The organism is Amycolatopsis arida, from assembly GCF_900115565.1.
In the GTDB taxonomy this organism is placed as follows: Bacteria; Actinomycetota; Actinomycetes; order Mycobacteriales; family Pseudonocardiaceae; genus Yuhushiella; species Yuhushiella arida.
The window spans coordinates 727,318-752,633 of the sequence record NZ_FOWW01000002.1; the positions used below are offsets into that span (position 1 = coordinate 727,318).

Sequence of the window (25,316 nt, forward strand, 5' to 3'; positions counted from 1 at the left end):
CCGGGTCAGCGACCCTTCGCCCGGTCGTAGGACTCCTGGGCGGCCAGCACCTCCGGCATCCGCGTCTCGGTGAGCCGGATCAGCTCCACCAGCTTCTCGGCGACCTCCCGCCCGAGGTCGGTGAGGCTGTACTCGACGTGCGGCGGGATCGTCGGCCGCGCCTCGCGGCGGACGAAGCCGTCCCGTTCGAGCGCCTGCAGGGTCTGCGCCAGCATCTTCTCGCTCACCCCGGCCACCCGCCGGCGCAGCGCGTTGAACCGGTAGGTCCCGTCGAGCAGCGCGCTCAGCGCGAGGATGCCCCACCGGCCGGTGGCGTGCTCCAGCACCTGCCGCGAAGGGCACGCCTTGGCGAACACGTCGAACAGCAGCCGGTCGTGCTCCTCCTCGACGGTCTCCGCGGAGACCGCCGGCCGGTGCGGCGGCACTTCGAACGTTCGGGCGCTCATGCCCTCGACGATACCCCGCGCTCAGCACCACCTCCGGTGACGGTAGTTACTTAAGTACTGCACTTTCTCAAAGTTAGTACCTGATGGCCGTGCAGGTTTCCATACAGCGTGAACGAAGGAGAGCGAAATGATCGTCGTCACCGGAGCCACCGGGCAGCTCGGCCGGCTCGTGGTCGCGGGCCTGAAGGAGCGGCTCCCGGCCGAGCGGATCGTCGCGGCCGCGCCCCCATGGGAAGGCCGGCGACCTGGACGTCGTCGTGCGCGAGGCGGACTACGACCGGCCGGAGACCCTGCCGGCGGCGTTCGCCGGCGCGGAGAAGGTGCTGTTCGTGTCCGGCTCGGAGGTGGGTCGGCGGGTTCCACAGCACCGCGCCGCCGTCTCGGCCGCCCGCCAGGCCGGGGTCGGCCACCTCGTCTACACCAGCATCCTGCGCGCCGACACCAGTAGCCGCCACGCTGGCACCCGAGCACCGGGAGACCGAACGAATCATCCGCGACTCCGGGCTGCCGTTCACGTTCCTGCGCAACGGCTGGTACACGGAGAACTACGCCGACCCGGTCCGGCGGGCCGCGCGCACCGGCGGCATCGTCGGCAGCGCCGGCGCCGGCCGGGTGGCCAGCGCCGCGCGGGCCGACTACGCCGCGGCCGCCGTCGCGGTGCTCACCGGCACCGGGCACGAGGGCAGGGCCTACGAGCTGTCCGGCGACGTCGCGTGGAGCTACCCGGAGCTGGCCGCCGTGGTCGCCGAGATCACCGGCACCGAGGTGCGCTACCAGGACCTGCCCGCCGACGAGCACCGGGCGGCGCTCACCGGGGCCGGACTGCCGGCCGAGGTGGCCGACCTGCTCGTCGCGATCGACGCCGACGTCGCCGCGGGGCGCCTCGCGGACACCCCGGGCGAGCTGGCGACGCTGCTCGGCAGGCCGACCACCCCGCTGGCCGACACCGTGCGGGCCCTGCTCTAGTGAGCGGCCAGCATCCGCCGGGAGTCCTCGACGAAGACGCCGCCGAAGGTCTCGGCCGCGCTGCCGCCGCCGAAGTTGCGCTCAACCTGGGCGCGCTCCGTCGCGTTCGGGTAGGGGTTGGTGCAGCTGGTGCCGGCGCTGGCCCCGGACATCAGGTCCTCGCACCGGCCGGTGCGGCGGTCGGGAAGGCCGAGGATGTGGCCGAACTCGTGCGCGGCGATCCGCACCACGTGGTGGCCCTGGTTCACCGCCTGCCGGCCCATGTAGATCGTGCCGGAGCCGAGCCGGGGAACGTAGGCCCGCGGCCAGCCGTTGTCCGCGACCACCCGGATCGACGCGGGCGAGCCCTTCACCAGGCGGACGTTGCGGACGCTCTCGTTCCAGATCTGGGCCCCCTGGTCGACCGCGTCCTTGAACTCCGCGGCGCCACTGGAGTCGTAGTACAGGGTGCGCACCGCGACGGTGCCCCGGTCGGCCCGGTCGTCCGTGGCGCCGAGCGCGGCCGGGCCGCCGACGACCTGGACCAGGCCCAGCGTCAGCGCCAGGACGAACGTGGCGACAATCCTTCGCGGCATGGCGAGCTCCTCTCGGTGAGAGTGGTCACGTGCCGCGAGGAAAGCAGCGCGGACGGAAAGCCCGACACCGCCGAAAGTCGCGGTGGGCCGGAACTGCCGACTTCAGTCGGGTGCGCCTCAGTCCTCCGGCTGCCAGGGAAGCTCGACGACGAGACACGGGCCGCCGACGAACAACCCGCCGTCGATGCCGAGCACCCGGCCGCCGGCGTAGAGGTAGGGCCGCTCGATCTGGATCGGGTGGATGCCGAGCTGGTCGGCGATCACGCTGTGGCCGTGCACGATCCGCTCGCCGCCGAACTGGTCCAGCACCGCCTCGGCGGCCTCCGGCCCGCGCGGCCCGCGGAACGCGTAGCGGGTGGTCATCCGCCGCCACACGTCCCACCACTGCTCGAGATCGTCCGCGGCGAGGATCTCCGCCACCGTCGCGTTGACCTCCGCGACGTCCTCGCCCCAGTGCAGGTACTCCAGGGTGTCGGAGTGCATCAGCAGGTGGTCGGCGGCGTGGGCGAGCAACGGGCGAGTGGTGAGCCACTCGACGTGCTCGTCGGTGAGGGCCTCCTGGTCGGCCGGCTGGCCGCCGTTGATCTCCCAACTGCGCGCGAAGCTGCGCGGCCCGAAGTCGGACGGCACGTCGGTGTCGCCGAAGCGGTGGGTGCCGAGCAGCAGGATCTCGTGGTTGCCGAGCAGGGTGTGCACGCCGCCACCGGCGTCGGCGGCCTGCCGCTGCAGCCGCATCACCAGGTCGATCGCGCCGACGCCGTCCGGGCCGCGGTCCACGAAGTCGCCGAGGAACCACAGGTGCGCGGCGTCGCCGGTCCAGTCGTCGGACTCGTCGAGCAGCCCGCGCTCGCGCAGGGCGTCGGCGAGCTCATCCCGGTGCCCGTGCACGTCGCCGACGACGTACGCGGGCCCGGCGGGCGCGGTGTCACTCACGGTTACGACGATAACCCCAGCTCAGGACAGCGGTGGCGGCGGATCGGTGGCGAACGGGTCACCCGTGCGGCCCAGCAGGTCGGCGACCGAGTCGATCACCAGGGTGGGGCGGTACGGGTAGCGCTCCGCCGACTCTCGAGTGGAGATGCCGGTGAGCACCAGCACGGTCTGCAGGCCGGCCTCGATGCCGGCGTGGACGTCGGTGTCCATCCGGTCGCCGATCATCACGGTGTGCTCGGAGTGCGTGCCGAGCGCGCGCAGCGCCGAGCGCATCATCAGCGGGTTGGGCTTGCCGACGAAGTAGGGCGAGCGCCCGGTGGCCCGCTCGATCAGTGCGGCGATCGAGCCGGTGGCCGGCAACACCCCCTCGACGCTGGGCCCGGTGGGGTCGGGGTTGGTCGCGATGAACTTCGCGCCGGCCTCGATCAGCCGGATGGCCTTGGTGATCGCGGTGAAGCTGTAGGTGCGGGTCTCGCCGAGCACGACGTAGTCCGGGTCGCGGTCGGTGAGGACGTACCCGGCCTCGTGCAGCGCGGTGGTGAGCCCCGCCTCGCCGATGACGAACGCCGAGCCGTTGGGCCGCTGCGAGTCGAGGAACTTCGCGGTGGCCAGCGCCGAGGTCCAGATCGCCTCCTCCGGCACGTCCAGCCCGGTGCGCAGCAGCCGAGCCCGCAGGTCACGGGGGGTGTAGATGGAGTTGTTGGTCAGGACGAGGAACTTGATCCCGTTGTCCCGCAGCTCGGCGAGAAAGTCGTCGGCACCCTTGATCAGGTGCTCCTCGCGCACCAGGACGCCGTCCATGTCGGTCAGGTAGCTCCACCGCGCGCTCATGCCGCCCAGCGTATGGGCTACCGGCGCCCTACGCCGCCGGATGCCTCACGCCTCCCGAGGTGTCACGATCGGCAGCCCCGCCTCCTCCGCCGCGGTCATCAACCGGTCGTCATAGGTGACCAACCCGGTCAGCTCGGTGGCGAGCACTCGTGCCGTCGCCAAATGGATGGCATCGAGTGAGCGAAGCGTGCGGTTGGGCTCGTTCATCGCGGCGTCCACGATGTCGTCGTCCATCGCGATGAGGTCGAACGCGGTGAGCAGGTCGCGCGCGTCCGGCGCCAGCATCGGCGCTGCCCGGTGTACCGCACGCATGACCTCGATCTTCAGCAGGGCGGAACTGACCCACCCGGCCGCGGCGCCCGCGTCGTAGAAGTCGGCGAACGCTGTCGAGTGCCGTTCCTTCCACAACAGTTTGATCGCCGCCGAGGTGTCCACGTAGTAGACGGTCACCAGCGTTCCTCGGCGCGAAGCTCGGCAAGGGCATCAGTCAAGAGATCGGTGCCGTCGCCAGGATGCATCCGGGGCCGGTACCCAGGACGCTTCGCTCGCTGGAGTCGACCGGCGTCGGCCAGCCGGGTGAGGATCGGCGCCGGTTGACGGTCCCGCACCGGCACGATTCGGGCGATCAGCTTTCCGTGCTCGGTGACGTCGATGGTCTCGCCGTGCCGCACCCGCGCGAGCACTTCCCCGGTGCTGTGCCGCAACTCCCGCAGCCCCACCACGTGATCGTCCGCCATACCACGTAATGTATCACATTTTTGTGGCCACATTTTCGTGGTTCAGCCGTCGCCGTCCGCTGGTCTCGTGTCCTCGGCGGGCGCCGGGTGCACGGTGACCATGGTGGCCTTGATCGCCAGTCGGATCTGGCGACCGGGCTCGAGCGCCAGCTCGGCGACCGCGGCGGAGGTGAGGTCGGCGGTGAGGCCGGCCGTCCACTCGGCACCGTCCACCCGTTCCTCCGTTCCGGCTCGTTCCGTCGTTCCAGCACAGTGCAGCCGAACCAGTGAGCCCTGCGGCTCCAGCGCGCCGACCACGGCCGGCGCGGTGTTGCGCGGGCTGCCGGCCGGCACCGGATCCGGCGGGTAGACGGCGACCGCGGCCGGCGCGAAGACCGCGACGGCCGGCTCGCCGAGCACGGCGTCCTCCGCGAGCAGCCCGCGCACCAGCTCACCGCGGCCGGTGCGCAACCCCTCGGCCACGGCCGTGCCGGGCACGAGGTTCAGCCCGGCGACCCGCGCGGTGAACGGGGTGCGCGGCGCGGCGAGCACCTCCCGGGTCGGCCCGCGTTCCACCACTTTGCCGGCGTTGAGCACGAGCACCTCGTCGGCCAGCGCGAGCGCGTCGAGCGGGTCGTGGGTGACCAGGACCACGACCGGCGGTGCCGGCGCGGCGCGGCCAGGTGACGGCCGCAGCACCCGGCGGAGCAGCCCGCGGACGGCCGGCGCGGTGTGCGCGTCGAGGGCGGCGAGCGGCTCGTCGAGCAGCAGCAGACCGGGGTCGCCGGCGAGCGCCCTGGCGATCGCCACCCGCTGCGCCTGCCCGCCGGACAGCTGCGCCGGCCGGCGGTCGGCGAACGCGGCGGCGTCCACCTCGGCAAGCCACCGGCGGGCCACCGCACTGGCCGCCGCCCGGCCCGCACCCCGCGACCGCGGTCCGAACGCGACGTTGTCCAGCACCGACAGGTGCGGGAACAGCAGCGGGTCCTGGGCCAGCAGGCCGACGCCGCGGGCCTCCGGCGGCAGCCGGACGCCCGGCCCGTCCAGCACCCGCCCGCCGAGCGCGATCTCCGCCCGGTCCGGCGCGAGCAGCCCGGCGAGGCAACCGAGCACCGTGGACTTGCCGGCGCCGTTCGGGCCGAGGATCGCCAGCACCCCGCCGGCCGGCACGGCGAGCGCGACGGAGAGCCGGAACTCGCCGCCGGCGTGCCGTCGGGTCAGTTCGATCTCCGCGGTCAACCCCATGCCCGCTCCCCCCGACCCCGTCCGCCGTCCAGCACCCGCGGCCGCGCGACGACGACCACCAGCACGGCCACCACGACCAGCAGCAGCGACAGCGCCACCGCGCTGTCCACATCGGACTCGGCCTGCGCGTACACCTCCAGCGGCAGGGTGCGGGTGACGCCCTCGAGGCTGCCGGCGAAGGTGATCGTGGCGCCGAACTCGCCGAGCGCGCGGGCGAAGCTGAGCACCGTGCCCGAGCCCAGCGCCGGCAGCAGCAGCGGCACGGTCACCCTGCGGAACACCGTCCACGGCCGGGCACCGAGCGTCGCGGCCACCCGCTCGTAGCGGTCGCCCGCGCCACGCAGCGCGCCCTCCAGGCTCACCACCAGGAACGGCATCGCGACGAACGTCTGCGCGACGACCACGGCGGCCGTGGTGAACGGCACCCGCACCCCGGCCACCACGTCGAGCAGGTAACCGAGGAAGCCGTTGCGACCGAGCAGGTAGAGCAGCGCCAGCCCGCCGACCACCGGCGGCAGCACCAGCGGCAGCAGCACGACCGAGCGGACCAACCGCACGCCGCGGAACCGGGCCCGCGCCAGCACCACCGCCAGCGGCACGCCGAGCAGCACGCAGCACAGCGTGGACAGGGTCGCGGTGAGCAGCGACAGCTCGAGCGCGTTGCGCGCCACCGGCGCGGTGAGCAGTGCGGGCAGCCCGGTCAGGTCGGTGCGCAGCACCAGGCCCAGCACCGGCAGCACCACGAGCGCGAGCGCGAGCGCCGCCGGCACCCACAGCACCCACGGCAGACGGGACCGGCGCGCGTCGCTCACGGCGTGCCGAAGCCCCGCGCGGCGAGCTCCTCCCGGCCGACCGGGCCGAGCACCAGGTCGACGAACGCCCTGGCGAGCTCCCCCGCCGGGGCGTCCCGGAGCACCGCGATCGGGTAGTCGTTGACCACCCGCTCGGCGGCGGGGATCTCGACGGTGTCCACGGCGCCGGCGGCCACGGGCGCGTCGGTGACGTACACCAACCCCGCGTCGGCGGCGCCGACCCTGACCTTGTTCAGCACGGCCTTGACGTCCTGCTCCTCGCTGGCCGGGCGCAGCGGTGCGCCGGCCAGCGCGGCCAGCCGCTGGGCGGCGGCACCGCACGGCACCCGCGGCGCGCAGACGACCGTGGTCACGTCCGGCCGGGCGAGGTCGGCGAGCCCGGTGACGCCCAGCGGGTTGCCCGGGGCGACCACGACGGTGAGCCGGTTGGTGGCGAACACCGCGGGCTCAGCCACCCGCTCCCCGGCCCGCCGCATCGCCTCCGGGTCGGCGGCGGCGAACACGTCGGCCGGCGCGCCCTCCGCGATCTGCTGGGCGAGGCGGGCCGAGCCGCCCAGGTTCAGCCGCACGTCCACCCCGGGGTGGTCGGCCTCGAAGCGGTGCTCCAGCGCGCCGAACGACTCGGTCAGCGAGGCGGCGGCGAACACGGTCAGCGTGGTGCCGCCCGCGGCGCCGGCGCAGCCGGTGGCGACCAGCACGGCGGCGAGCAGGACCGCGGCCGGTCGCCTCATCGGGCGCCTCCCGGCGTCTCCACCACGACGTGCGTGGCCTTCACCACGGCCACGGCGAGGACACCGGGCCGCAGATCCAGCTCGGTCACCGCGTCCGCGGTCATCAGCGACGTCACCCGGTGCGGCCCGCACTGCAGCTCCACCTTGGCCATCACGGTGTCCGCGACCACCTCGGTGACCAGCCCGACGAAGCGGTTGCGGGCGGATCGTCCCACGCCGGAAGGGTCGGGGGCGTCCTCGGCGAAGCCGCGGGCGAACCCAGCCAGCTCCGCGCCGTCGACCACCTGACGCCCCGCGGCGTCGGCGGCGACGGACAGGCGGCCGGCCCGCACCCAGCGGCGCACGGTGTCGTCGCTGACCCCGAGCAGCCGAGCGGCCTCCGACAACCGAAACTGCGGCATGATCCGGGAGCCTAACTCCGCGAACGCGGAACTGGCCAGGTCTCCCGCGTGTTCCCGCGACGCGAACGGGACCGGCGTCACGGCACGCCGGCGGTGTTCGGCCGTGACCTACCGCACTACGCTGGTGAAGGTGACCTCCGTCGACCTCGGGATACCCCGGATCCCTCGCGCGCCCCACCGGGTCCCGCGGCCGGACGACCCCGCGCTCATCGACACCTACGGGCGGGTGGCGACCGACCTGCGGGTGTCCCTCACCGACCGGTGCAACCTGCGCTGCACCTACTGCATGCCGGCCGAGGGTCTGGAGTGGACGCCCGGCGAGCAGTTGCTCTCCGACGCCGAGCTGCTCCGGCTGCTCCGCGTCGCGGTGCAGCGGCTCGGCGTCACCGACATCCGGCTCACCGGCGGTGAGCCGCTCCTGCGCCCCGGCCTGGAGCGGCTGGTGGCCGACGTGGCGGCGCTGCGCCCGCGACCACGGCTGTCGATGACCACCAACGGCATCGGGCTGGCCAAGCGGGCCCGCGCGCTGGCCGGCGCCGGCCTGGACCGGATCAACGTCTCACTGGACGCGGTCGACGAGGAGACGTTCGTCCGGATCACCCGCCGCGAACGGCTCGACCACGTGCTGGCCGGGCTCGCCGCCGCCAGGGCAGCCGGGCTGGACCCGGTGAAGGTCAACGCGGTGCTGATCCGCGGGCTCAACGAGGACCAGGCCGTGCCCCTGCTGCGGTTCTGCCTCGAGCACGGCTACCACCTGCGGTTCATCGAGCAGATGCCACTGGACGCCCAGCACGGCTGGAACCGTGCGGAGATGATCACCGCGGCGGAGATCCTCGAACTGCTCGGCACGGAGTTCACCCTGACGCCGAGCCCGGCCGAGCGGGGTGGCGCGCCGGCCGAGCGGTGGCTGGTGGACGGCGGGCCGCACGAGGTGGGCGTGATCGCGTCGGTCACCCGACCGTTCTGCGCCGCCTGCGAGCGGACCCGGCTCACCGCCGACGGCGCGGTGCGCTCCTGCCTGTTCAGCACGGACGAGACGGACCTGCGGTCGCTGCTGCGCTCCGGCGCCGAGGACGAGGAGATCGCCGACGCGTGGCGCGCCACGATGTGGGCCAAGCTGCCCGGCCACGAGATCAACGAGGCCGGGTTCGCCCAGCCGATCCGGCCGATGAGCGCGATCGGCGGCTGAGGTGACGACCGTGACGGTGCGGTTCTTCGCGTCGGCAAGAGCCGCGGCGGGGACCGAGCAGGAGGCACTCCGACTGCCGGCCGGGATCACCGTGGCCGACGTGGTGGCCGAGCTGCGCCGGCGCCACCCGGACCGGCTCCCGCGCATCCTCGACGCGGCGAGCTTCCTGCTGGACGGCGTCGCGGTGCGCGACCCCGCCCTGGCGGTGCCGGACGGCGCCGAGCTCGACGTGCTGCCCCCGTTCGCCGGCGGATAGGAGACCACCCGTGAGTTCGCGTGCCGGTGACCGTGCCGCGAGGCGCCGTTCACGTCCCGTCCGCCCGCGCGGCACAGGCTGGCCGGCATGACCGCCCCGCGCCGCGTCTCGGCGCTCCTGCTCGCGCTGCTGACCGCGCTGGGCGCCCTCGTGGCGCCCGCCACGGCGGAGACCCGTCCTCCTGGCACCGTCCGACCGCTGGAGCGGGCCCACGCGCACAACGACTACGAGCACGAGCGACCGCTGCTGGACGCGCTCGACCACGGGTTCACCAGCGTCGAGGCCGACATCCACCTGGTCGGTGACCAGCTGCTCGTCGGGCACGACCCGGAGGACCTGACGCCGGAGCGCACGCTGGAGGCGCTGTACCTGGAGCCGCTGCGTCAGCGGGTGCTGGCCCACCACGGGCGGGTGTACCGGCGACCGGCGGAGTTCCAGCTGCTGGTCGACGTCAAGACCGAGGCGGTGAGCACCTACGCCGCGCTGCGGCAGCGGCTGCGCCACCCGCGGTACGCCTTCCTGTTCACCGCCTACGTCCACGGTCTCGTGCGGGAGCGTGCGGTGACCGTGGTGCTGTCCGGGAACCGGCCGCGGGAGGTGCTGGCCGCCGAGCGGTACCGGCTGGCGTTCTACGACGGCCGGATCGTCGACCCGACCGACCTCGGACCCGGGGCCGACGCCCGGCTGGTGCCGCTGGTGTCGGACAACTGGACCCGGCTGTTCTCGTGGACCGGCGAGGGGCCGTTCCCGCCGGCCGAGCGGGAGCGGCTGCGGGAGATCGTGCGCACCGCCCACGCGGCCGGTCAGCGGGTGCGGTTCTGGGCGACGCCCGACACCCCGGGGCCGGCCAGGACGGCCCTGTGGCGGGAGCTCGTCGCGGCCGAGGTCGACCACGTCAACACCGACGATCTGGCCGGTTTGGCGGCGTTCCTCCGCGCGGGCAGTCACGCCCGCAAGGTAGCGCACCGATGGAGCAGTCGCGCGTTTACGACGTGACTCAGACCTCACTTTGGGTGATTTATCTCGAGAAGGAAACAGCCCGATAACGGCCGGCTGACCTGCGAAAACAGCCGGATCGTTCCAGGTTGCGCGCTGTTACTGTGATGTAGGTCACGCCGCTCAAAATTTCCGATCACGCCCTTCGTTACGTACCGTCGCTTCTCGGTTGGCCCCGACCGACCAGAGCAAGACCCGGGATTCCGTTGCGCCGAGCCCTGTCCGGCGGAGTCCCGGACCCAAACCCCGAGCGAGAAAACTTCTGGACAGGGACACGAGGGGCGCGGCCGACGCGCGAGCGGCGGTCACGTCCGCCGGCCCACAAGGCCGGTCCGGTCTCGCGTTCCGGCGCGGTCCGGCTCAGTTCCTCCGTAGGCGCGGAAGGAGAGACTGAGTCGCAATGACTTATCGTGGCAAGCATCGCAAGACCTCCGCTGCTACTCGGCACATCGCCCGCGTCGCTGTCGCGGGCCTGGCCGTGGGCGCCCCGTTGGCCATCGCCGCGACCCCCGCGCAGGCGCAGAGCGTCAACTGGGATGCCATCGCGCAGTGCGAGAGCGGTGGCAACTGGAGCATCAACACCGGCAACGGGTACTACGGCGGTCTCCAGTTCAAGGACAGCACCTGGAAGGCCTACGGCGGTTCCGGCAAGGCCCACAACGCCTCCCGCGACGAGCAGATCCGGGTCGCCGAGCGGGTCCTGCAGGGCCAGGGCATCGGCGCCTGGCCGGTGTGCGGCAAGAAGGCCGGCGCCTCGGGCAGCTACAAGGCCAAGAACACCCAGGGCTCGGCCAAGGTCGAGCGGAAGAGCAGCACCCCGAAGCGGAAGAGCGCCCCGGCGCCCAAGGTCTCCGCTCCGACGCTGTCGGGTGTGGCCAAGTCGAACCCGAACGGTGACTACACCGTCGAGGCCGGCGACACGCTGACCGAGATCGCCAAGAAGTTCAACGTCGAGGGCGGCTACCAGAAGCTGCACGAGTTGAACAAGGAGTACATCTCCAACCCCAACTACATCGTGGTCGGCCAGAAGATCGCCACCAAGTGATCTTCGCCTGAGGCCGGCGAGGGGCCCCACCGCATATCCCCCGGGTGGTGGGGCCCCTCACCCATTCCCGAGATCGACGTTCCGAACGCAGAGATCGCCGTTCGGAACGTCGAGATCTACCGCTGAGCCTTCGAGAGCGCGTTCGGGATCGTGCGTTCGGCGCGCGGCGCGAAACGGCGCGCATTCCGGTACGGCGTGCCGGAACTCGGTCAAGGCGGTTTCGGCCCGACTCGGGTCGACTTCCGTCGCACGTCGGACCAGCACGACTGTGACCAGCCGCCCGGGTCCTGCGATTCCGACCCTGCGGTTCTCGCGATCAGCGCGGTAGGTCACGGTCCGAATGCGGAACTCACGGTTCCGAACGTAGATTTCGCGAGCGTCAGGGGGAGTTGACCCACTCGTCGGTGCCGTCGGTGAACTGCTGGTGCTTCCACACCGGCAGCCGCGCCTTGACCTCGTCCACCAGGGCCGCGCAGGCGGTGAACGCCGCGCCCCGGTGGTCCGCGGCCACGGCGCAGGCGAGGGCGGTGTCGCCGATCTCCAGCGCACCGACCCGGTGGCTCACCGCCACCGCACGCAGCCCCGCGTGCCGCGCGGTCACGTCGGCCACCACCGTGGCCAGGACCTCACCGGCGCTCGGGTGCCCCTCGTAGTACAGCGACCGCACCGACCGGCCGCCATCGTGGTCGCGGACCACCCCGGCGAAAGTCACCACCGCACCCGCGGCCCGGTCCTCCACCAGCGCGGCGTGCTCCTCCACCGACAGCGGCTCCTCGGTCACCCACGCCCGCAGCACCCGCACCGCCCCCGCCGGCTCCGAGCACACCGGCTCAGCGCCCACGGTCTCCGAGACCGCTGGCTCCGAGAACGCTGGCTCGCCGCTGGCCGAGGGCTCGGCCTCGGTGGCCGTCCGCTCCGGGCGGGAGTGGTCGGCCCTGGGGTGGTCGGCACCGGCGAGTTGGTCCACCGCGTGGTCCAGCACCCCGGCCAGCACGGCCAGCCCGTCGGCGACCCCGCCGCGGGAGCCGGGGAGGTTCACCACCAGCGTCCGGCCGGCCACCCCGGCCAGCCCGCGGGACAGCACGGCGGTCGGCACCTTGTCCCGGCCCGCGTTCCGCACGGCGTCGGCGAGGCCGGGCAGCTCCACGTCCAGCAGCGGGGCGGTGACGTCCGGCGTCCGGTCGGTCGGCGAGATACCGGTGCCCCCGGTGGTGATCACCACGTCCGGCCGGGCGGCGAGGCACTCGCGCAGCGCCCGCGCCACCGGCTCCCCGTCGCCGACCACGATCGGCTCGGGCACCTCGTACCCGCGCTCGGCCAGCCAGGCCGCGATGACCGGGCCGGTGCGGTCGGGGTAGACGCCGGCGGCGGCCCGGTTGGACGCCACGACGACGCGTGCGGTGCGGTTCACGCCCGTCCTCCCGCCTCGGGGCGGCGCCAGGACCCCGCCTTGCCACCCTCCTTGCGCTCCAGCCGCACCCCGTCCAGCGTCGCGGCCGGGTCCACCGCCTTGATCATGTCGTGCACGGTCAGCCCGGCGACCGCGACGGCGGTCAGCGCCTCCATCTCCACCCCGGTGCGGTCGGTGGTCCGCGCCGTCGCGGTGATCCGCACCTCGCGCTTCCCCAGCGCGAACTCGACGTCCACTCCGGACAGTGCGATCTGGTGGCACAGCGGGATCAGCTCGGAAGTGCGCTTGGCGCCCATGATCCCGGCGATCCGCGCCGTGGCCAGCGCGTCACCCTTGGGCAGGCCGCCGTCGGAGAGCAGGCCGATCACCTCGGCCGTGGTGCGCACGACGCCGGTGGCCACGGCCTCCCGCCTGGTCGCGCCCTTGCCGGAGACGTCGACCATGCGGGCCGCGCCCGCCTCGTCGAGGTGGCTCAGTTCGGTCACGCACCCACACTAGTGGCCTGCTCGCGCAGTGCCACCGACTTCACCGCCTCGGCCACCGCGGGTGCCACGGCGGAGTCGAACACGCTGGGCACGATGAACGAGGCGTTGAGCCGGTCGCCGTCCACCACGTCGGCGATCGCGTTGGCCGCCGCCAGCAGCATCTCGTCGTCGATGTCGTGCGCGTGCGCGTCGAGCAGCCCGCGGAACACGCCGGGAAAGGCGAGCACGTTGTTGATCTGGTTCGGGTAGTCGCTGCGCCCGGTGGCGACCACGGCGGCGTGCTTCTGCGCCTCCAGCGGATCGATCTCCGGGTCGGGGTTGGCCAGCGCGAACACCACCGGGTCCTCGGCCATGGTGGCCACGTGCTCGGCGCCGAGCAGGTTCGGCGCGGACACCCCGATGAACACGTCGGCGCCGACCAGCGCCTCGTGCAGCGTGCCGGCCAGGTTGTCCCGGTTAGTCTGCTCGGCCACCCAGCGCAGGTTGTCGTCGAGGTCCGACCGGCCGGGGTGCACCGTGCCGTTGATGTCCACGGCCACGATGTCGGTCGGGTTCTTCCGCAGCAGCAACCGGATGATCGCCGAGCCGGCGGCGCCCACCCCGCTCACCACGATCTTGCACCGCTCGATGGGCTTGCCCACCACGCGCAGCGCGTTGCGCAGCGCGCCGACCACCACGATCGCGGTGCCGTGCTGGTCGTCGTGGAACACCGGGATGTCCAGCGACTCACGCAGCCGGGCCTCGATCTCGAAGCAACGCGGCGCGGCGATGTCCTCCAGGTTGATGCCCGCGTAGACCGGCGCGAGCGCGCGCACCGTGCGGATGATCTCCTCGGTGTCCTGGGTGTCCAGGCACACCGGCCAGGCGTCCACGCCGGCGAACTTCTTGAACAGCGCGGCCTTGCCCTCCATCACCGGCAGCGCCGCGGCCGGGCCGATGTTGCCGAGGCCCAGCACGGCCGAGCCGTCGGTGACCACGGCGACGGTGTTGCGCTTGATGGTCAGCCGCCGGGCGTCCTCGGGGTTCGCCGCGATCGCCTGGCAGACCCTGGCCACGCCGGGGGTGTAGGCGCGGGAGAGGTCGTCGCGGTTGCGCAGGGCGATCTTCGGCGCGACCTCGAGCTTGCCGCCGAGGTGGATCAGGAAGGTCCGGTCGGAGACCTTGCGGACCCGCACACCCGGGAGGTCGTTCAGCGCCTTCGTGATGTCGTCGGCGTGCTCGGCGGAGAGCACGTTGGCGCTGAGGTCGACGACGATCGCGTCGGGGTGGGACTCCACGACGTCGAACGCCGTGAGCACGCCGCCGACCCGGCCGACCGCCGAGGTGAGGTCCCCGGCGGCGGTCGACGACGGTGGCGCGTCGACCCGCACGGTGATCGAGTAACCGGGACCGGGAACCGGCATGGCACTACCCCCGCATCGAACACGGACTCCTGACGGGGGAGAACACTATCTCCGTGACGGGCGCCACCGGCCGCCTGGCGGAGAACTCGCCAGTAACCTACTCGGTCTCCGGCTGCCAGTTGATCTCGGTCTTCGGGTGCACGTAGGGCACGTCCCGCAGCGGGAAGGTGACCTCGCCGTACGGGGACAGCGCGCCCTGCCGGTCGGCGGCCAGTTCCGAGACCGGGTGCTCGCCGTCGGGCCAGCTGGGGTCGATCCGGTCCCGCTTACCGTTGTCGGCCTTGGCCACGTCGTCCTCCGCAAGTTCCCGCGAGTGTCGCTGTCAGTGCCTGTGTCCTGACCGGCCCCTAGTGTGCCTGATCGGCGGAGGGCGCCGGACAGGCAGGTATCGTGAGACTTCGTGGGATCACTGCCCGCGACCTCCCTCGCTGACTGGCTGCGCACGGCCTCGGACGAGGCGCTGGCCACGCTGCTGCACGCGCGGCGCGACCTGGCCACGCCGCCACCCGCCGACTCGACCGTCCTGGCCACGCGCGCCGGCACGCCCGGCTCCATCGCCCGCGCGTGCGAGCCGCTGGACACCGTCACCCTCGCGGTGCTCGAGTCGTTGCTGGTCGCCGGCGCCGACGCCGAACCGGTGCCGGCGGGCGCGGTGGCCGAGCTGGTGGGTGTCGACCAGGCCGCGGCCCGCGCCGCGCTGGACACGCTCCGGTCCAGGGCGCTGGTGTGGGGCGACGACGACGCGCTCAGCGTCCCGCCGGGGGCCAGGGAGGTGTTCGGGCCGTTCCCCGCGGGCCTCGGCGCCCCGGGGAGGGACCTCGCCGGGGCCGACGTGCCCGCGCTGCTGGCCGAGCTCGACCCCGACGAGCGCGCGCTGCTGGACAAGCTCGCCGCGGGGCCGCCGATCGGCCGTACCCGGGACGCCTCGGATGTTGCGGACATCCCGAACAGCCCGGACACCGACGCGCCCAGCCCGGTGCGCCGGCTGCTGGCCTGCGGGCTGCTGCTCCGTCGGGACGACCAGACCGTGGAGCTGCCCCGCGAGGTGGGGCTCGCGCTGCGTGGCGGGCACGCCTTCCCGCCGGCCGTCCGGCGGGAGCCGCCGCTGCCCACCCATCCGCACCAGCAGTCGACGGTCGACGCCGCGGCCGCCGGGGAGGCCATGGAGTTCCTGCGGCGCACCGAGTCGTTGTTGCGGATGTGGTCCGCGCAGCCACCACCGGTGCTGAAGTCCGGCGGGCTGGGGGTGCGCGAGGTGCGCCGGCTGGCCAAGGAGTTGGAGGTCACCGAGGACCACGCCGTGCTGCTGGTGGAGCTGGCCGCCGGGGCCGGGCTGGTGGCCGACAGCCAGGAGACCTCGCCGGAGTGGGTGCCCACCACGCTGACCGACTCGTGGCTGGCCTCCGCGCCGGCCCAGCGCTGGGTGACGCTGGCGCGGGCGTGGCTGGACCTGCCGCGGTTGCCGGGGCTGGCCGGCGCCAGGGACCCGAGGGACAAACCGCTCGCGCCGCTGGCCGACGACCTGCGCCGGCCGCTGGCGCCGGCCGGGCGGCGGCGGGTGTTGCGGGCGTTGGCCGACCTCGACCCCGGCACGGGAGTCCGCGGGGTCGAGGAGCTGGTGGCCGTGCTGGCGTGGCGGGCGCCGCGGCGCGGGGGCCGGCTGCGCGACGATGTGGTGCGCTGGACCATGGCCGAGGGCGCCGCGCTGGGCGCGGTGGCGCTCGGCGCGGCGAGCTCGGCGACCAGGGCGCTGCTGGCCGACGACCGGCCGGGCGCGGTGGAGGCGATGATCGACGCGCTGCCGGCGCCGGTCGACCACGTGCTGGTGCAGGCCGACCTGACCGTCGTCGCGCCGGGGCCGCTGGAGCCGGGGCTGGCTGCCGAGGTCGCCGCGGTCGCGGACGTCGAGTCGGCCGGGCACGCGACGGTGTACCGGGTGACCGAGACGTCGGTGCGGCGGGCGCTGGACGGCGGGCGCACCGCCGACGAGCTGCACGAGCTGTTCCGCACGCGGTCGGCCACCCCGGTGCCGCAGTCGCTGAGCTACCTGATCGACGACGTCGCGCGGCGGCACGGGCGGCTGCGTGGTGGTGCCGCGGGGTCGTTCCTGCGGTGTGACGACGAGGTGCTGCTGGCCGAGGTGCTGGCCAACCCGGCCGCGGCGGAGCTCGACCTGCGCCGGATCGCGCCGACCGTGCTGGTGAGCCCCTACCCGCTGGCCGAGGTGCTCGACGGCCTGCGGGCGGCCGGGTTCGCGCCGGCCGCGGAGGGACCGGACGGGCAGGTGGTGGATCTGCGGCCGAGCGGACGGCGGATCCCACCGCGAGCGCGGAGCCGGGCCCGGCCGGTGGTGGCGGGGCAGCGCCCGATCGGCGAGGAGCAACTGGCGGCGGTGCTGACGCACCTGCGGGCCGGTGACCGGGCGGCCCGCGCGCGGCGCGGGGCGACCGCGCGGTTGCCCGCCGGCGGCGGACCGGACACCTCGGCGACGTTGGCGTTGCTCAGCGAAGCGACCAGGGAGCAGCGGGAGGTGTGGATCGGGTTCGTCGACGCGCACGGGACGGCGAGCCAGCGGATCGTGACACCCGTCCGGGTCGGCGGTGGTGTGCTGGAGAGCACCGACAACGAACGCTATCCCCTGCACCGCATCACGTCGGCCGCCCTGGTCGAGGACTGAGTCCCGCCGGTCGTCCCTCCCTCGGGGCCGCGAACCGCACCCCGCCCTCACCCGGGATCGAGCCATCCCGGCCGCCCAGCAGGCCGACCCGCACCGCGGCCGCCCCCGCGGACCGGCCATGCTCACCGCCCTCGCGCGGAGCCACGTCGGGCCGCCTCAGGCGGAGGAGCGCAGGGCACCAACGGGCCACTCACGGCGCGAACTCGGCCCAGTTGTCCACGGATTCCCACCACACCCGCCAGACGGCCTCACCAGCGACAAGCTGGGCGCCGAGCAACTTCCAGGGGCGGGCGGCTCGGCACGGGCTCGGACCCGAGGCGCGGCTCGGGGCGCACAACGTCTTCGAGCGATCGGCCGGCGGGCCACTACGGGCACTCACTACGGCTACAGGGCGCGCAGGCCGTTCAGGACGCGTTCCATGAACTCTCGCGACGTGCGGTCCCCCAGCACCAGGCCCGGCTCGTGGATTTGCACCATGCCGGCGTCGGCGAGGTCGCCCACCAACACCTTCACCACGGCCAGCGGCAGCCCCAGGTGTGCCGCCACCTCCGCCACGGACCGGGTCTCCGCGCACAGGTCACAGATCCGCCGCTGCGCCACCGACGCCGCCCGCCCGTGCCGGCCGCGCTCGCTGGTCGAGATCAACGTCTCCAGCTCCAGCTTCCGGCACGGCGTGGTCCGTCCCCTGGTGCGGGCGTACGGCCGCACCAGGGACCGGCGCATCTCACGTCCCGGCGTCCTCATCCGCGGCTACCCACGCACGCCGCCCTGGAGCTGCGCCCGCAGCTCCGGCGTCATCTGCTCACCAACCCGGTCCACCAGCAACGTCATCTCGTAGGCCACCGTCCCGATGTCACACGACGGCGCGGCCAGTACCGCGAGGCACGAGCCGTCACTGATCGACATCAGGAACAGGTACCCCCGCTCCATCTCCACCACTGTCTGGTTGACCCTGCCGGCCTCGAAGCAGCGCGCCGCGCCCTGGGTCAGGCTGACCAACCCGGACGCCACCGCGGAGAGCTGCTCCGCGCGGTCCTGGGGTAGCCCGTCCGACCCGGCGAGCAAGAGACCGTCGGCCGACACCACCACCGCGTGCGCGGCACCGGGAACCCTGCGCACGAAGTCCGTGATGAGCCAGCCGAAATTCCCCGACTGCTGGGCGGAAGCCGTCACTGTCCCTCCTGCTGCCTGGTGGGATCCCTTGGCGCAAGACTATTCACCATGCGGCCGCTGTCGACCCTGCTCCCCAACCGGTTTCGCCACTGTCCGTGCGCGCAACCGCGCCCATCGCGGCGCCTCCCCGCGGCCCCGCGCGCGGCCGATCGCCGCGCCCCCGCCGCACGCGAAGGGGTTTGACCAGCTCAGCAATGCTGCTAGGGTCGGTTCCGGGAATTCTGTTGAAAATGCGACGACCGTCTCGCACCGGGCGAAAAGCCCGGTTTCGCCGGGTGATCCCGCTTCCGTATGAACCTGCCGGAGTTCACCCCAACGGCCGCACCCAGATGGAGACCCCGCCCACCCAAACGGAGACCCCGCGGCGCCGTCAGCCGGCCCGCAACGCGGTGTCGTGCGCGATGGCGTGCTGCACGACGGTGATCAACACCTGCTTGGCGGACTCGCGGTCGCGCGCGTCGCACGCCATGATCGGCACCGACGGCGCGATGGTGAGCGCGTGCCGGACGTCCTCGATCTGGTGGTGCAGCAGCCGGTCGAAGCAGTTGATCGCCACGATGTAGGGCAGCTTGCGGTTCTCGAAGAAGTCGATCGAAGGGAAGGCGTCGGCCAACCGGCGGGTGTCGACGAGCACCACCGCGCCGATCGCGCCCAGCGCCAGGTCGTCCCACATGAACCAGAACCGGTGCTGCCCCGGCGTGCCGAAGACGTAGAGCACCAGGTCGGCGTCCAGGGTGATCCGGCCGAAGTCCATGGCCACCGTGGTGGTCACCTTGTTCGGCGTCGCCGAGATGTCGTCCACCGACACGGACGCCTCGGTCATCGAAGCCTCCGTGGTCAACGGGTCGATCTCCGACACCGCCCCGACGAGCGTCGTCTTGCCCACACCGAACCCGCCGGCGACCACGATCTTGGCCGAGGAGGTCGGTCCCGCGGCCGCCGGCGTGTTCGCGTCGGAGTCAAATTCTCCGAAGCCCACTGAGCACCCTCTCCATGAACTCGATACTCGGCCGGTCGCCCACCGCGGATTGCGCGGAGTGCACGAGCACCAGCCCGAGGCCAGCAACATCTCCCACCAGGACCCGCACCACGCCGAGCGGCAGCCGCAGCAACGCGGCGACCTCGGCGACCGAACGGGTGTCCAGGCACAGGTCGCAGATCGACCGGTGCTCGGGCACCCGGACCCGGTCGAGATCCCTGCCCCGCTCACTGGTCGACACCAGCGCCTCCAGCGCCAGGTCGTAGGTCGGCCGGGTCCGACCGCGGGTGCGGAAGTACGGCCGCACCAGCCCGGAACCCTCCTCGTACTCCTCGCTGGCCTGCCGCGGCAGCGCGGGGCCGGAGTGCTCGACGGGGGACTCGGCGTTGAAGGCCCGCTCGGCGAACGCGGTGAACGCACCGGTGTCGGCCAGCGGATCCTCCTCGGGGGCCCGGCCGCTGGACACGCCGTAGAGCTCCGCGGCGGGTCCGCTCAACAGCCGGTCCCGGTAGTCGGCGACGTCGAACTCCGCCGGGTCCTGCCCGTAGCCGGTCGGGTGCAGCCAGTCCGCGTCGTCCCTCACCGGCGGGGTCACCGGCGGCTCGCCACTGATCCACCTGGGTCGCCGCGCCCGCCGCCCTTCCCCCGAGTCGTGATCCGATTCGTTCGGCCACCGTCCGACGGAGTCGTCGAGCCACCGATCGCCGCTCGAACGCCCTGAGCCCACATCCGTCTCCTCAGTGCTCGAACCAGTGCTCGAACCGAGCTCGGGTCATCGCCGTACCGCTCCCTGCAGTTGCGCGCGCAGTTCCGGGGTCAACTGCTGCCCGACCCGGTCCACCAGCAGGGTCATCTCGTACACGACCAGCCCGATGTCGCTGTCCGGCGCGCCGAGCACGGCGAGGCACGAGCCGTCGGACACCGACATCAGGAACAGGAAGCCGTTGGCCATCTCGATGACGGTCTGCGCCACCGCGCCACCCTCGAACACCTGGGCGGCGCCGCGGGCGAGGCTGGTGAGGCCGGACGCGACCGCGGCGAGCTGGTCGGCGCGGTCCTTGGGCAGGCCCCGGGACGAGGCGAGCAGCAGGCCGTCCGCGGAGACCACGACGGCGTGCGCCGCACCGGGCACCCTGTGCACGAAATCCGTGAGGAGCCAAGCAAAACTGCCCGGGCCGCTCTGCGCCTTCGACCCGTTCGGCTGCGTCGAACCAGGCTTGGTCACCGTGTCCCTCCCCCGGCCCACACCCGTGGGGCCATCGCTTTCGCTACTGACCACGCTTGCCGCATCTCACTCCTCCACCCGGTTGTCGGCGGAACGCCCTTCCACGCCGTTTCCGCTCACGGCGTCGGACCGCGCCGACATTGTGCTCTCCCGCAGTGCGTGCCGGCCGCTCTGGTAGCCCTGTTGGAAGCTCGCCATCCGGTTGCGCGCCGCGGCCGCCGAGCGGGCGATGGCGCCCTGCCCCGGCTGCCCCGTGGTGGTGTCGGTGAACGCGTCCACCGAGCTGGACCGGACCGAACCCGGCACCAGGTACGCGTTGGGCACCCGCTTGGGCAGCCCGGCCGGGGTGATCTCCTCGGCCCTGGACTCCAGCAGCGCCTGCGCGGCCTGCCAGCCGCTGTCCTCGGCGCCGCCCCAGCCGGCCGCGCTCGCGGGGCCGGCCGCGCTCGCGAGGCCGGCCGAGCTCGTGGCGACGTCCGGCGAGGCCGCCGGCGCGGGCTCCTCGGCGTCCACCGCATCGGCCGAGTCGTCGCTGTCAACCACGTCCTCCGCCTCCGCCTCGCTGAACCAGCGGGACAACACCGACTGGTAGATCGGCAGCCGCCGGGTCGGAACCTCGTCGTCGAGCGCGCTCGCCTCGTCGTCCTGGTCGTCCCGCCGTGGCTCGCCCCGGTCGGCCACCGGGACGTATCGGGGCTCCTCCTTGGGCAGGCTCAGCGCGAAGGTCTGCTCCGCGTCGCTCGGCGGGGCCGGCTCCTGATGGGACCGGTCCTGCCGGTCCACCGCGGGCACCGCGGGCACACCGATCCCGGCGGGCTCGGCCGGTTCCTCGCTGGGCCACTGCCGCTCCGGCTCCGGTGCGGGCGCGGAGCTGAGGAACGGACCCGCCGCGCTGGCGGACCCGCCGACCAGGTCGTCCAGCCGGATCGGCTGGTCGAGCGGCACCAGACCGTTCGATCCGCCGCCGGCCGGGGCCGGTTCCGGCGACCGCGGCTCGGCCGCGGTCGGTGCCGGCGGCGAGTCCGGGACGGACGCGGACGACGTGGACGGCAGGGCCGGTGCCGCGACCGGCGGCAGGGACGGCGACGACGTCTCGGCCGCGGTCTCCGCCGGAAACCGCCGGGACGGGTCAGTGCGCTCGGTGCGGGTCGGCAGCGGGGTGAGCAGCTCCGCGGGCACCACGATCCGGGCGATCACGCCGCCCTCGATGTCCTCGTTCTCCCGCAGCCGCACCTCGATGCCGTGCCGCTTGGCCAGCCGGGCCACCACGTACAGGCCCATCCGCCGGGTCACCGAGACGTCGAGGTCCGGCGGGTTGGCGAGCCGGTCGTTGGCCTCGGCGATCTGGTCCTCGTTCATCCCGACGCCACGGTCGGTGATCTGGATCGCCAGCTCCTTCTTCCTGGTGACCACGGCGCGGACGCTGACCTTGGTCTCCGGCTCGGAGAAGTAGGTGGCGTTGTCGAGCAGCTCGGCGAGCAGGTGCACGAGGTCGTGGATGGCGAGGCCCTGCACCGAGACCTCGGGGACCACGCCCACCTCGACCCGCGCGTACTGCTCGATCTCCGACACGGCGGCACCGATGACGTCGGCGGCGGGCACCGGTCGGGGCACGGACTTGGCCAGGCCGGCGCCGGAGAGCACCAGCAGGCTCTCCCCGTTGCGGCGCAGCCGGGTGGCGAGGTGGTCCAGCTCGAACAGGCTGGCCAGCTGGTCCGGGTCCTGCTCGTGGGCCTCCAGCCGGTCGATCACCCCGAGCTGGCGCTCCACCAGCCGCTGGCTGCGGCGGGACAGGTTGACGAAGATGCCGTTGACGTTCTCCCGCAGCAACGCCTGCTCGGCGGCCATCCGGATGGCCCGCTCGTGCACGACGTCGAACGACCGGGCCACCTCGCCGATCTCCTCGCGGGTCCGCACCGGGACCGGCGCGACGGCGCCGCGCGAGGCCTCGATCGGGTCGGGAGCGTCCAGGATGCGCCGGACGGTCTCCGGCAGCCGGACGTAGGCCACCTCCAGCGCGCTGGAGCGCAGCACCCGGAGCGGGTTGAGCAGCGCGCGGGCGATCACCAGCATCAGCACCAGCGCGGCGACCAGCGCGGCCGCCATGATCGCGGTGAAGATCCAGGCCGCCTGGTAGGCGTTGTCGGCGAGCCCCTGGGCCTGCGCCCGCAGGTCGCCGAGCAGCTCGCTCTCCACCTGGCGCATCCGGTCGGTGACGGCGAGCCCGACGTCGGAGAGCTGCCGCTGGTTGATCTCCAGGCCGGTGTCGTTGGCCTGGGCGTTGGTGGCAGCGTTGGTGCCGTTGTTCCGGCCCTGCCCGGGTGGGGTCTCCCTGGCCCGAACGAAGGCCGCCGCCTTGATCCGCTCGCGGGCGTCGACCTCCTCGCCGCTGACCGTGTCGGAGTACAGCTGCTGCTGCTCCGGTGTGGCGTTCGCCACGAAGTTGGCGATCGCGGCCCTGGCGCTGGCCTGCGCGGCGATGGTCCGGTCCAGCAGGTCCGCGGGGAACTGGTCGCGCACCGCGGCGATCTGCAGCGCGGCGTTCTCCCTGGCCACGAACTCCTTCGCCTCGCTGAGCGCCTGGACCGTGGTGCCCTGCCGGAGCAGCTCCCGATCGGTGATCGCGGTGTTCACCTCGCGACCGAGCTGGATCAGCGAGTCGAGGATGTTGCGGTAGGTGACGAAGACGGCCAGGTCCGGGTAGGACGTGGTGTTGACGGCGACCCGCAGCGGGGTGAGCGCGTCGAGCCGCTGCAACCCCTGCCGATAGCGTTCCCGCGTGGCCTCGTCGGTGTGCAGGTGGTTGGCCGCCTCCCTCAGGTCACGCACCGCGGCGTCCACCTTGGCGGTCTGGGCGTCCAGCGCCGCCCGGTCCGGGGCGCCGGTGGGGCCCTTGGCGACCGCCAGCGAGCGCTCCGCCTGCAGCGCGTCCACCACGGCAGTCACGTGCCGGGCGACGTCGAGCTGGTCCACCGTCTGGTGGAACTCCTCGTACCGGGTGAACTCGTCCGCGGCGCGCAGCCCACCGAACACCAGTGCGGTCAGCATCGGGACCACCAACACCGCCGCGAGCTTGGACCGCAGCGGCCAGTTGCGCAGCCGCCATCGGGAGCCGCCCGGCTCCGCCGGCTCCACACCCTCGGGCTGCTCCACCGCGGGGACTTCGTCTACCGCCGCGGTCTCTGTCCTCGGCACCGCTCTACCACCATCGTGTTTTTCGAGCCGGCTGTGACCCCGGCGTGGTACACCGGGAATCCCCGTACCCTGCGTGACATTTTGCCGCGAGCCGTCACCCGGACGGTCTCGGTTCAGCGGAAGCATTGCGTCGTGACACGGGGGAGGTCAACCCAGAGTCGACCGGAGCTCCCACCCGGTGCGGGTCCGCCCGCGGGAGCCCCGTCACCACCGGGTGCGTGTCCGCCCACTCGGCCATTCGGTCACTCTCTTCGTGCTGTGTGGTGGTCTATACCACGGAGTGGGTACAGAAGGTAGCGGAAACCGCCGAATGACGTAACCGGCATTGGTCGGATCTGGCTAAATCTGCCACCCTTCACCACCCACCCGTGGTCACCCACTTCGGGTAAACCGACAGTAAATTAGAGCACAGCCCAAACCACTCGTTCGGGCGGGTGGCGACACCCTGGGCCCAGGGGTAGGCACGCATTGTGATGAGGGGTTGTGATTCTCTACAGTGGCCGCGGGCTCCTGGGCCACCGCATCTCCGGTCCACCCCGGAGGACCCGGACCACCGGGCCTCGTCCCAACTCATCCCACGAGGAGTTGCTTTGCTTCGACACGGCACCAAGAGCATGTGGCGCCGGCGCACCAGGCTCGGCATGCTCGCGACCTCGCTGGCCCTGCTGGCCTCGGTCAGCGGGTGTGGCCTGCTGGGCGGCTCCGACGGTTCCGACGACGCCGCGGCGAACGGCGGGCCGCTCGAGAAGTCCAAGATCAAGCTCTCGATCATGCCCACGATCGACCTCGCACCGTTCCACCTGGCGACGAAGAAGAACTACTTCGCCGAGGAGGGCCTCGAGGTCGAGACGGTCACCGCGCCCAGCGGGCAGGCCTCGCTCACGAAGCTGATCAGCGGCGAGGTGGACATCGCCTACGGCAGCTACGCGCCCTTCTTCGTGGCGCAGGCGCAGGGCGCGGCCGACATCAAGTTCGTCGCCGATGCCTCCTCCGCCGCGCCCAACAGCACGGTGATCGTGGCGCTGCCCGACTCGTCGGTGAAGACGGTGGACCACCTCGCCGGAAAGAAGATCGGCATCACCGCGCGCAACACCATCATCGAGGTCCTGGTCAAGTCGACCATGCGTACCCACGGGGTGAGCTACGACGACGTCCAGTGGGTCGAGATCCCGTTCCCGGACACCGCGGCGGCACTGCAGCGCGGTGACGTCGACGCCGCGTTCCTCACCGAGCCGTTCATCACCCAGGCGGCGAAGAGCATCGGCGCCGTCACCGTGGTGGACACGGCGACCGGCCCCACCAAGGACCTCCCGACCGCGGGCTTCGGATCGACGGCCGAGTTCACCAACGAGAACCCCAAGACCGTGGCCGCCTTCCAGCGGGTGATGCAGCGGGCCACCAACGAGGCGCTCGCGGACCGCAGCAAGATCGAGCCGTTGCTGGTCGAGTTCGCCAAGGTGGACGCCGACACCGCGGCACTGACCACGCTGCTGAAGTTCGAGTCCAAGTTGGACCCCACCCGGTTGCAGCGGGTTCCCGACCTGATGCACGAGTTCAACCTGATCCCGAACAAGATCGACGCCTCGACGATGATTGCCCAGCCTTCGTCGTCCTGATCACGTTCCG

27 protein-coding genes are annotated in these 25,316 nt (G+C 72.8%); 7 read left to right on the forward strand and 20 right to left on the reverse strand.

Annotated features, from left to right (window positions below; genetic code table 11):
- Window positions 1-5 precede the first annotated feature (5 nt).
- Window positions 6-446: a winged helix-turn-helix transcriptional regulator gene (locus BM051_RS08220; protein WP_092529399.1), complete on the reverse strand. Its 441-nt coding sequence runs from the start codon at window positions 444-446 to the stop codon at window positions 6-8.
- 612 nt (window positions 447-1,058) lie between these two features.
- Here BM051_RS08220 and BM051_RS30470 point away from each other — a divergent pair.
- Window positions 1,059-1,412 (forward strand): Rossmann-fold NAD(P)-binding domain-containing protein, encoded by a 354-nt coding sequence (locus BM051_RS30470; protein ID WP_341770751.1) that lies wholly within the window; start codon window positions 1,059-1,061, stop codon window positions 1,410-1,412.
- On the opposite strand, the gene BM051_RS08230 is transcribed toward BM051_RS30470, so the two are convergent.
- From BM051_RS08230 to BM051_RS08270, 9 genes are all read right to left on the reverse strand, one after another.
- Entirely contained in the window at window positions 1,409-1,987 is a 579-nt protein-coding gene (locus tag BM051_RS08230) for a snapalysin family zinc-dependent metalloprotease (RefSeq protein ID WP_092529400.1), read from the reverse strand. The two genes, BM051_RS30470 and BM051_RS08230, sit on opposite strands and share 4 nt — an antisense overlap.
- Before the next feature lie 117 nt (window positions 1,988-2,104).
- The gene (locus tag BM051_RS08235) at window positions 2,105-2,920 is read right to left on the reverse strand and encodes a metallophosphoesterase (RefSeq protein WP_092529401.1); all 816 of its coding nucleotides are present in this window, start codon (window positions 2,918-2,920) and stop codon (window positions 2,105-2,107) included.
- Between the two features lie 21 nt (window positions 2,921-2,941).
- Window positions 2,942-3,751: an HAD-IIA family hydrolase gene (locus tag BM051_RS08240; protein WP_092529402.1), complete on the reverse strand. Its 810-nt coding sequence runs from the start codon at window positions 3,749-3,751 to the stop codon at window positions 2,942-2,944.
- Between the two features lie 45 nt (window positions 3,752-3,796).
- Window positions 3,797-4,201: a type II toxin-antitoxin system VapC family toxin gene (locus tag BM051_RS08245; RefSeq protein ID WP_166677570.1), complete on the reverse strand. Its 405-nt coding sequence runs from the start codon at window positions 4,199-4,201 to the stop codon at window positions 3,797-3,799.
- Entirely contained in the window at window positions 4,198-4,488 is a 291-nt protein-coding gene (locus tag BM051_RS08250) for a type II toxin-antitoxin system Phd/YefM family antitoxin (protein WP_092529404.1), read from the reverse strand. Before BM051_RS08250 ends, BM051_RS08245 begins: the two co-directional genes overlap by 4 nt.
- 42 nt (window positions 4,489-4,530) lie before the next feature.
- On the reverse strand, window positions 4,531-5,712 hold the full coding sequence (locus tag BM051_RS08255; protein ID WP_092529405.1) for a sulfate/molybdate ABC transporter ATP-binding protein: 1,182 nt from the start codon (window positions 5,710-5,712) through the stop codon (window positions 4,531-4,533).
- A complete protein-coding gene (locus BM051_RS08260) occupies window positions 5,703-6,500 on the reverse strand; it encodes an ABC transporter permease (protein WP_092529679.1) in 798 nt (265 codons plus the stop codon). The genes BM051_RS08255 and BM051_RS08260 overlap by 10 nt, the downstream gene beginning before the upstream one ends.
- 20 nt (window positions 6,501-6,520) lie before the next feature.
- On the reverse strand, window positions 6,521-7,255 hold the full coding sequence (gene modA / locus BM051_RS08265) for a molybdate ABC transporter substrate-binding protein (protein WP_092529406.1): 735 nt from the start codon (window positions 7,253-7,255) through the stop codon (window positions 6,521-6,523).
- Window positions 7,252-7,656 (reverse strand): TOBE domain-containing protein, encoded by a 405-nt coding sequence (locus BM051_RS08270; RefSeq protein WP_092529407.1) that lies wholly within the window; start codon window positions 7,654-7,656, stop codon window positions 7,252-7,254. The genes modA and BM051_RS08270 overlap by 4 nt, the downstream gene beginning before the upstream one ends.
- A gap of 130 nt (window positions 7,657-7,786) precedes the next feature.
- Between BM051_RS08270 and moaA the strand changes: the two genes are divergently transcribed.
- The 4 genes from moaA (at window position 7,787) to BM051_RS08290 (ending at window position 11,142) form a co-directional block, all read left to right on the forward strand.
- The gene (gene moaA, locus BM051_RS08275; RefSeq protein ID WP_092529680.1) at window positions 7,787-8,845 is read left to right on the forward strand and encodes a GTP 3',8-cyclase MoaA; all 1,059 of its coding nucleotides are present in this window, start codon (window positions 7,787-7,789) and stop codon (window positions 8,843-8,845) included.
- A 1-nt stretch (window position 8,846) separates the two neighbouring features.
- Window positions 8,847-9,101, forward strand: a complete 255-nt coding sequence (locus tag BM051_RS08280; RefSeq protein ID WP_092529408.1) for a MoaD/ThiS family protein — start codon at window positions 8,847-8,849, stop codon at window positions 9,099-9,101.
- Between the two features lie 87 nt (window positions 9,102-9,188).
- Complete coding sequence (locus tag BM051_RS08285; RefSeq protein WP_092529409.1) at window positions 9,189-10,097, forward strand: phosphatidylinositol-specific phospholipase C/glycerophosphodiester phosphodiesterase family protein; 909 nt, start codon at window positions 9,189-9,191, stop codon at window positions 10,095-10,097.
- 400 nt (window positions 10,098-10,497) lie between these two features.
- On the forward strand, window positions 10,498-11,142 hold the full coding sequence (locus BM051_RS08290; protein ID WP_092529410.1) for a LysM peptidoglycan-binding domain-containing protein: 645 nt from the start codon (window positions 10,498-10,500) through the stop codon (window positions 11,140-11,142).
- A 379-nt stretch (window positions 11,143-11,521) separates the two neighbouring features.
- Here the strand turns inward: BM051_RS08290 and BM051_RS08295 are convergent, their stop codons facing one another.
- From BM051_RS08295 to BM051_RS08310, 4 genes are all read right to left on the reverse strand, one after another.
- Window positions 11,522-12,553 carry a molybdenum cofactor biosynthesis protein MoaE gene (locus tag BM051_RS08295; protein ID WP_092529411.1) on the reverse strand — a complete coding sequence of 344 codons (1,032 nt, stop codon included), beginning with the start codon at window positions 12,551-12,553 and terminating at the stop codon, window positions 11,522-11,524.
- Window positions 12,550-13,038 (reverse strand): cyclic pyranopterin monophosphate synthase MoaC, encoded by a 489-nt coding sequence (moaC, locus tag BM051_RS08300; RefSeq protein ID WP_092529412.1) that lies wholly within the window; start codon window positions 13,036-13,038, stop codon window positions 12,550-12,552. The genes BM051_RS08295 and moaC overlap by 4 nt, the downstream gene beginning before the upstream one ends.
- Complete coding sequence (locus BM051_RS08305) at window positions 13,035-14,441, reverse strand: NAD-dependent malic enzyme (RefSeq protein ID WP_092529413.1); 1,407 nt, start codon at window positions 14,439-14,441, stop codon at window positions 13,035-13,037. The genes moaC and BM051_RS08305 overlap by 4 nt, the downstream gene beginning before the upstream one ends.
- Before the next feature lie 97 nt (window positions 14,442-14,538).
- On the reverse strand, window positions 14,539-14,730 hold the full coding sequence (locus BM051_RS08310) for a hypothetical protein (protein WP_092529414.1): 192 nt from the start codon (window positions 14,728-14,730) through the stop codon (window positions 14,539-14,541).
- A 120-nt stretch (window positions 14,731-14,850) separates the two neighbouring features.
- Here BM051_RS08310 and BM051_RS08315 point away from each other — a divergent pair, with 120 nt between their 5' ends.
- On the forward strand, window positions 14,851-17,118 hold the full coding sequence (locus BM051_RS08315; protein WP_092529681.1) for a helicase-associated domain-containing protein: 2,268 nt from the start codon (window positions 14,851-14,853) through the stop codon (window positions 17,116-17,118).
- A 384-nt stretch (window positions 17,119-17,502) separates the two neighbouring features.
- Here BM051_RS08315 and BM051_RS08320 read toward each other — a convergent pair whose 3' ends face one another.
- The 6 genes from BM051_RS08320 to BM051_RS08345 form a co-directional block, all read right to left on the reverse strand.
- Window positions 17,503-17,841: a DUF742 domain-containing protein gene (locus BM051_RS08320; RefSeq protein WP_243859227.1), complete on the reverse strand. Its 339-nt coding sequence runs from the start codon at window positions 17,839-17,841 to the stop codon at window positions 17,503-17,505.
- Between the two features lie 27 nt (window positions 17,842-17,868).
- Window positions 17,869-18,291, reverse strand: a complete 423-nt coding sequence (locus tag BM051_RS08325; RefSeq protein ID WP_092529416.1) for a roadblock/LC7 domain-containing protein — start codon at window positions 18,289-18,291, stop codon at window positions 17,869-17,871.
- Window positions 18,292-18,661: 370 nt separating this feature from the next.
- Window positions 18,662-19,270: a GTP-binding protein gene (locus BM051_RS08330; RefSeq protein WP_092529417.1), complete on the reverse strand. Its 609-nt coding sequence runs from the start codon at window positions 19,268-19,270 to the stop codon at window positions 18,662-18,664.
- A complete protein-coding gene (locus BM051_RS08335) occupies window positions 19,251-19,997 on the reverse strand; it encodes a DUF742 domain-containing protein (protein WP_092529418.1) in 747 nt (248 codons plus the stop codon). The genes BM051_RS08330 and BM051_RS08335 overlap by 20 nt, the downstream gene beginning before the upstream one ends.
- Before the next feature lie 45 nt (window positions 19,998-20,042).
- Window positions 20,043-20,495, reverse strand: coding sequence for a roadblock/LC7 domain-containing protein (locus tag BM051_RS08340; protein ID WP_092529419.1), 453 nt, complete (start codon window positions 20,493-20,495; stop codon window positions 20,043-20,045).
- A gap of 66 nt (window positions 20,496-20,561) precedes the next feature.
- On the reverse strand, window positions 20,562-23,690 hold the full coding sequence (locus BM051_RS08345) for a sensor histidine kinase (protein WP_424923224.1): 3,129 nt from the start codon (window positions 23,688-23,690) through the stop codon (window positions 20,562-20,564).
- 614 nt (window positions 23,691-24,304) lie between these two features.
- On the opposite strand from BM051_RS08345, the gene BM051_RS08350 reads away from it, so the two are divergent.
- Window positions 24,305-25,306: an ABC transporter substrate-binding protein gene (locus tag BM051_RS08350; protein WP_424923235.1), complete on the forward strand. Its 1,002-nt coding sequence runs from the start codon at window positions 24,305-24,307 to the stop codon at window positions 25,304-25,306.
- Window positions 25,307-25,316: the final 10 nt, after the last annotated feature.